Below are 6707 nucleotides of genomic sequence, written 5' to 3'. Positions count from 1 at the left end.
GCCATCGGCAGGAAGATCATCGCGGTGGTGGCCGAGCGGCCGCGGAAGCGGTAGCGGGCCAGTGCGAAGGCGACCATGGTGCCGAGCACGGTGGCCGGAGCCCATGCTCCGGGGACCGCCGCCGTCAGCCGCCGTTGCTAGCCGCGACGACGGGTGCGGCGCGTCACCAGCGCCAGCCCACCGCCGAGGAGCAGGAGACTCCCCGCCAGCCCGGCCAGGTGGGTGTTCGCGCCGGTGCTCGGCAGGTGGCCGTGCGGCGGCTTCGCGGTCACCGTCGCGCTGGACGGCGGGGAGGTCACCGGCGGACCGGACGGCGGAGTGCCCGTCGCCGTCGAGGTATTGGTGATCTTCCCGCTGTTCAGGTCGGCCTGCGTGACGGTGTAGGTGGCGGTGCAGGTCACGGACGCGCCCGGTGCGAGCGAGGCGGCGCCGGCCGGGCAGGTCACCACGGGAGCGGTGCCGCTGCCGGAGAACGCCGTCTCGTTCACCGTCACGTCGGTCAGTGTGACGTTCCCGGTGTTGGTCACCAGGAAGCTGTAGTCGACGGTCTGACCCGCGGCCGTGACCGTGGTCGGGGAAGCCGACTTCACCACGGTGAGCGCCGGGGCCGGGGTGTTCGGGACGCTGGTCGAGGACGGCGGGGACGTCACGGGCGGGCCGGTGGGCGGAGTGCCCGTCGCTGTTGCCGTGTTGGCGACCTTGCCGCCGTCCAGGTCGGCCTGCGTGACGGTGTAGCTGGCGGTGCAGGTCACGGACGCGCCCGGTGCGAGCGAGGCCGCGCCCGCCGGGCAGGTCACCACGGGAGCGGTGCCGCTGCCGGAGAACGCCGTCTCGTTCACGGTGACGTTGGTCAGGGTGACGTTGCCGGTGTTGGTCACCAGGAAGGAGTAGTGCAGCACCTGGCCGACGGCGGTCAGTTCCGTCGCATCCACCGACTTGACGATGGTGAGCGCCGGGTTGGGGGTCGTCGTGACGGTTGCGCTGGAGGGCGGTGAGGTCACCGGGGGGCCGGTGGGCGGTGTGCCGGTGGCCGTCGCGGTGTCCGTGATGCTGCCTGCGTTGAGATCAGCCTGTGTGACGGTGTAGCTGGCGGTGCAGGTCACGGACGCGCCGGGCGCGAGGGAGGCGGCGCCTGCCGGGCAGGTGATCACGGGCGGGGTGCCGGTGCCGGAGAACGCGGTCTCGTTCACGGTGACGTTGGTCAGGGTCACGTTCCCGGTGTTCGTCACCAGGAAGCTGTAGTCCACGACCTGCCCGACGGTCGAAACCGTGGTCGGCGAGGCGGACTTGACGATGGTGAGCGCCGGGGCCGGGGTGTTCGGGACGCTGGTCGAGGACGGCGGGGACGTCACCGGCGGGCCGGTGGGCGGGGTACCTGTCGCCGTCGCCGTGTTGGTGACCTTCCCACTGTCGACATCCGCCTGCGTGACGGTGTAGCTGGCGGTGCAGGTCACGGACGCGCCGGGCGCGAGGGAGGCGGCGCCTGCCGGGCAGGTGATCACGGGCGGGGTGCCGGTGCCGGAGAACGCGGTCTCGTTCACGGTGACGTTGGTCAGGGTGACGTTGCCGGTGTTGGTCACCAGGAAGGAGTAGTGCAGCACCTGGCCGGCACCGGTCAGTTCCGTCGCATCCACCGACTTCAGGATGGTGAGCGCCGGGTTGGACGTCGCGGTGACGGTTGCACTGGAGGGCGGTGAGGTCACCGGCGGGCCGGTGGGCGGTGTGCCGGTGGCCGTCGCGGTGTCCGTGATGCTGCCCGCGTTGATGTCGGCCTGCGTCACCGCATAGCTCGCAGTACACGTCACCGACGCGCCGGGCGCCAGCGAGGCCGCGCCGGCCGGGCACGTCACCACCGGTGGGGTGCCGGTGCCGGAGAACGCGGTCTCGTTCACCGTCACGTTGGTGAGGGTGACGTTGCCGGTGTTGGTCACGAGGAAGCTGTAGTCCACGACCTGCCCGACGGTCGAAACCGTGGTCGGGGACGCGGTCTTCATGATCGTGATCGCCGGAGCCGGTGTCGCGGTGACGGTTGCGCTGGAGGGCGGTGAGGTCACCGGCGGGCCGGTGGGCGGAGTGCCCGTCGCCGTTGCCGTGTTGGTGATCGAGCCCGCGTTGATGTCGGCCTGCGTCACCGTGTAGGGGGCGGTGCAGGTCACCGACGCGCCGGGGGCGAGGGAGGCGGCGCCGGCCGGGCAGGTGATCACGGGCGGGGTGCCGGTGCCGGAGAACGCGGTCTCGTTCACCGTCACGTTGGTGAGGGTGACGTTGCCGGTGTTGGTGACCAGGAAGCTGTAGTCGACGGTCTGCCCGACGGCGGTGACCGTGGTCGGGGACGCGGTCTTCACGATCGTGAGCGAGGGCGTCGCGGGGACCGGGGTGTTGGTGAAGGTGCAGAGCACCATCGGGCTGTTCTTGCCCTCCACCGTGGGCGGGAACGGCAGGTTGAAGGTGGTCGCTCCGGTGCCCGAGGCGACCGGGGCGTTGCCGTTGGCGGTGTCGACGCAGTCGTAGGCGGTGGTGTAGTTGGCGAGGCTGCCGGAGGCGGCGGTCTCGGTCAGCGTGTAGGTGGTCCCCGACACGGCGATGACCGGGCCGGCGGGGGGTGTCTGGACGCCGGTGCTGGTGCCGGTCGTGGTGGCGGTGTTGCCCTGGGTGATGCCGCCGCCGGTGATCGCCAGGCCGAACTGGTCGTTCGAGGTGGTCGACTCGGCGAACCGGCCGACGATGTTCTTCTGCAGGGCCAGGGTCGGGTTGGTGGAGCAGGCGCCGAGGTCCACGGACAGGAAGGCGTTGTTGGAGTACGGCGTGGGCCCGGCCGTGATCGCGCCGGTGTTCGGGTTGAGCTGCTCCAGGTAGGTGGTGCTCCCCGAGGCGAACTCGATGTAGAGGTTTCCGGCGTTGTCGAAGGCCGCCCCGTTGAACGAGTTGCCGTTCGGGTTGGGCAGGGTGCTCAGCACCGTGTCGGTCAGCGGCACACCGGTGGCCGACCCCGTGGTGGGGATCGGCCCGGCCACCCGACCGATGGCGGCGTCGGTGCCGACGGAGGAGAGGACGTAGAGGTTGCCGGCCGCGTCGAAGGTGATGTCGCCGTTGGGGCCGGAGGCTCCGGTGACCGGCAGGTCGAACGTGGCGATCACGCCGGGGATCGCGGTGTTGGTGACGGTGTTGAAGCCGTAGAGGGTGGCCACGCCGGGTGTGGTCGCCGTGCCGGGTTCGAAGCTGGCGTAGTAGTAGATGCCGTTGGCCGGGTTCACCGCGCCGGCGACGAAGGAGTCGGTGGTGGCGCCGGCGGATCCGGTGTAGGTGGTCCAGGCCCCGGTGGCCGCGTTGTAGCCGTACACGTTGACGGACCCGGCGACGGTCGGGGTCTGGTCGACCACGTAGGCGGCGGTGCCGCCGTCGGTGATTCCGAGGGCGTTGGTGAAGCCCGACCCGGCGGGGAGCGTGCTGACCGTCGTCGCGGTCACGCTGGATCCGCCGACGGTGCCGGCGGCCAGGGCGAGCAGGGTGCCGGTCGCGGCGGTGGAGGAGCCGCGCTGGATGGCGTAGATCGTGTTGCCCGTGCAGTCCAGGGGGTCGCCGGGTGCCCGGGGCAAGCGGCCGAGCGGGGCGGCGCTGCTCGGGCCGGCCGGTCCGGCCGCTGCGGATGGCGTGGTCTCCGGGGACGGCGTGGTCTCCGGGGACGGGGCTCCTGGAGCGCTGCTCTGGCCGGTGGGCGTCGAGGCCGCTGACGGGTCGGCCTTCGCCGTCGTGGCGCCGGCGCCGGGATCCTTCCACTCCAGCACGACGAGGCCGTTGCCGCCGTCGCCGCTGTGGCCGCCGCCCTTGGCCGCGTCGGCGCCGGTGTTGGCGTCGGTATCGGCGCCGTTGACGTCCGTGATGGACGGCGCGAAGCCGCCGAAGGCCGCCCCGGTGACGTACTGGCGCTCGGTCACGTGAGGGGCAAGGCCTTGCGGCCCGTCTTCAGGACCGGCCCCGGCAGCACCGGCGCCGCTCGCGGTCGCGGTCTCAGTCGCGCTCGTGGCCGTGCCGCCGTCGGCTGCCAGCAGGGTGTCCGCGGGGGTGTGGGACTGGCCCGACCGGATGGTGGAGGCGCCGCCGTTGCGGGCCGCCGGGGAGTCTGCGGCGTCGTCGGGGTGCGAGCGCCCGCCCTGACCCGGTACCACCGTCAGTCGCTGTCCGGCCGTCACTTCCAGCAGCGCGGTCGCGTAGGCGCCGGCGGCGCCCGGCCGGTTCGCGTGCTCGCGGCCGGCCGCGGCGGTGTCGCCGTCGGCGGCCGCACCCGCGCCCCAGGCCTTCGCCCTGATCGAGGAGACCCCGGTGGGGACGGTGAAGTCCTGGTCGCTTCCGGTGTAGGCGAAGGACAGGCAGTCGGTGTAGCCGGCATCCGCCGGGCACGCCTGAGCCGCGTGCGCGGCGGGGGCGGCCAGCAGCGGGACGAGCGGCACCGGCGCCAGCATCAGCACGGCCGCGAGTACTCCGGACCAGCCGCGCCGATTCGGGGCGGCTCTCCCCGGTGCCTCGAAGGCTCGGGCCAAGCCCCAGCGGCGTCTGACTTCGGGCATCGGGGACTCCCCAGGGTGTTCACGGGACGCGTGGATGGCGGCATAAATACGCCATAAGGTGACGAAACGACTATGCCGTATACACCATCCGGGCCGATTCGGCACGCGGGGGAAGTCATCCCGGCGGCCCACAGGGACGGGCCGGCAATAGCGGACGGACCGTCAAGGTGCGGCCGTCGGAGTGACGGCCGGTACTGCGGCGATCGTGGCGGCCCCCGCCCGCCCCTGGGGCTCCACCCGCCGACGGACGGTCGGGCGCAGTGGGCCCGGCGAGGCCGCCTTGCGTGCGAGACCCGCTGGGCGCGCCCGTGTTGTGCGGAACTCACCTTCTGCCAGCAGGAGTTGATCCGACCGGATCGAGGAGCGCCGAGCATGGCGGAGGGCCGGGGCGGTACCCGGTGCCTCCCGAACGGCCTTGGCAGGGGCGGGCCCTGTTCACGGGACGAGCACCGGGCGCTCGCGCAGGCCGCCGGCGGCGAGGCGGGTGCGGGCGTCGGCGGCGCGGGCCAGGCGCAGGGTGAGGCGGCCGTCGGCGGTGATCCACGCGTTGGCCACGCGGATGCCGCGGATGCCGCGGATGCCGCGGATGCCGCGGATGCCGCGGATGCCGCGCAGGCCCGCCGGCCGGCTGCCGCCGGCCACCGCGACGAAGGCGCCGCGGCGGCGCACCGCGCCGAGGGTGGCGGCGCCGAGCGGGGCGGCGCAGTTGGCCGGCCGGGGCTGTTCGCAGCCGGAGAATTGATGGTTCGTCAGTCGCCGGGTCCGGTGGCGAAGGCGGCGATGTCGGCCAGCGGCGGGCGGTAGCCGTGGGTGGTGTCCACGTGCAGGTGCGGCGCCGGCAGGGACGGCGGGGTGAAGTCGTCCAGCAGGTTGCCCGGGCCGGGCGGGGCGGCGAGGAGCGTGCGGTCGGCGTGCGCGGCGCGGTGCGGGTGCGTCGTCAGGCGGGTGCGGATCCGGGCGCGGGCCACTGCCGGGTCCACCCGGCAGTGCACGATGCGCAGTTCGGCGTGTTCGGCCAGCGGGCTCAGGCCGGGCCGCCACAGCCGGTCCTGGTACGCGGCCTCCGCCACCACGCTCACCCCCGCGCGCACCAGGACCTCCAGGACGTCGAAGAACGCCGCGCGCACCGCCTCGTCGGGGTTCCCGGCCCGGGTGCCCGCGTGCACCAGGCCCTCCTTCAGCTCGTCCCGGCACACCGCCGGGCAGCCGAGGGCCTGTGCCAGCGCGTGGGCCAGCGTCGTCTTCCCGCTGCCCGGCCCGCCGCTCACCACGATCAGCATCTCGGACCCCTTTCGTCAGGCCAGGTCAGGTCAGGTCAGGGCGCGGAGCAGGCGGTCGGCGAGGGTGGGGTAGGGGCGGCAGTCCAGGACGGGCAGGTGGTGGGTGCGGGCCTGGTCGGCGAGCCAGTGGGAGTAGCGGGCGCTGACGGCGGCGCGGCGCTCCTGCGGGCCGCAGTCGGGTTCCCGCTGGGCGTAGTTGGCGCTGATGCCGGCCGCGTCGCCCTCGTGCAGGAACACGGCGCGCACGACGCGGCCCTGTCCGGCGGCCTCGGCGGCGGCGCGGGCGGCGGCGGCCGGGGTGAGGTAGTCGCCTTCGACGATCGCGGGCACGTCGACGGTGAGGCGGTTGCGCACCACGCCGAGCAGGGCGTCGTCCAGGGCGCGGGCGGTGGCGATCTGCAGTTCCAGGACGCGGTCGGCGGGCAGCGCGTCGGGGTCGTCGAGCCCGTCGAAGTGGTGCAGGCCGGGGTGGCCCTCGGCGGTGGTGGCGGCGTGCAGGGCGGCGGCGACGTCGTCGAACTCGACCACGAACGCGCCGCTGTGCCGGGCGAGTTCGGCGGCGGCGCGGCTCTTGCCGAGGCCGGAGGCGCCGCCGAGCAGCAGGACGTCCCAGGTGGGGGCGCTGCCGTTGCCGTCCCTGCTGCCGTTGTTGTCGTTGCTGTGCATCCGGGCACGGTACCCGCCGCGCGGGGTGGGGCGGTAAGCGGTTTCGGGGGCGGGCGGGCTCTGAGGGGTGAGGGAGATGTGGGACTTCCTCGCCTGGCCCCCGGCGCCCGACAGCCGGCCCCGGCCCGGTCCCGTCCGTCACCCGCGCCGCGCCCGCCCCCGGTGCGGCGCGGGTGACGGGAAGCGGGCGCACTGT

4 protein-coding genes and 1 pseudogene are annotated in these 6707 nt (G+C 73.8%); all 5 read right to left on the bottom strand.

The window, feature by feature from the left end; translation table 11 throughout:
• Positions 1–107 (bottom strand): annotated as a pseudogene (locus AB0O82_RS33255) (ABC transporter permease); the annotation flags it as partial.
• Between the two features lie 30 nt (positions 108–137).
• Positions 138–4565 carry an LPXTG cell wall anchor domain-containing protein gene (locus AB0O82_RS33250; RefSeq protein ID WP_363587892.1) on the bottom strand — a complete coding sequence of 1476 codons (4428 nt, stop codon included), beginning with the start codon at positions 4563–4565 and terminating at the stop codon, positions 138–140.
• 435 nt (positions 4566–5000) lie between these two features.
• The gene (locus AB0O82_RS33245) at positions 5001–5234 is read right to left on the bottom strand and encodes a hypothetical protein (protein WP_363587890.1); all 234 of its coding nucleotides are present in this window, start codon (positions 5232–5234) and stop codon (positions 5001–5003) included.
• An 80-nt stretch (positions 5235–5314) separates the two neighbouring features.
• The gene (locus AB0O82_RS33240) at positions 5315–5845 is read right to left on the bottom strand and encodes an AAA family ATPase (RefSeq protein WP_363587888.1); all 531 of its coding nucleotides are present in this window, start codon (positions 5843–5845) and stop codon (positions 5315–5317) included.
• Between the two features lie 30 nt (positions 5846–5875).
• A complete protein-coding gene (locus AB0O82_RS33235) occupies positions 5876–6511 on the bottom strand; it encodes an AAA family ATPase (RefSeq protein WP_363587886.1) in 636 nt (211 codons plus the stop codon).
• Positions 6512–6707 lie beyond the last annotated feature (196 nt).

Origin of the sequence: Kitasatospora sp. NPDC088264, assembly GCF_040685715.1 — a bacterium.
Classification (GTDB): domain Bacteria; phylum Actinomycetota; class Actinomycetes; order Streptomycetales; family Streptomycetaceae; genus Kitasatospora.
This window is presented reverse-complemented; position numbering and strand designations above follow the sequence as displayed.

Bases quoted from the DNA above. Each gene is read 5' to 3' on its own strand.
- AB0O82_RS33240 (WP_363587888.1), bottom strand. From the start codon at position 5,845: ATGCTGATCGTGGTGAGCGGCGGGCCGGGCAGCGGGAAGACGACGCTG.
- AB0O82_RS33250 (WP_363587892.1), bottom strand. From the start codon at position 4,565: ATGCCCGAAGTCAGACGCCGCTGGGGCTTGGCCCGAGCCTTCGAGGCA.
- AB0O82_RS33235 (WP_363587886.1), bottom strand. From the start codon at position 6,511: ATGCACAGCAACGACAACAACGGCAGCAGGGACGGCAACGGCAGCGCC.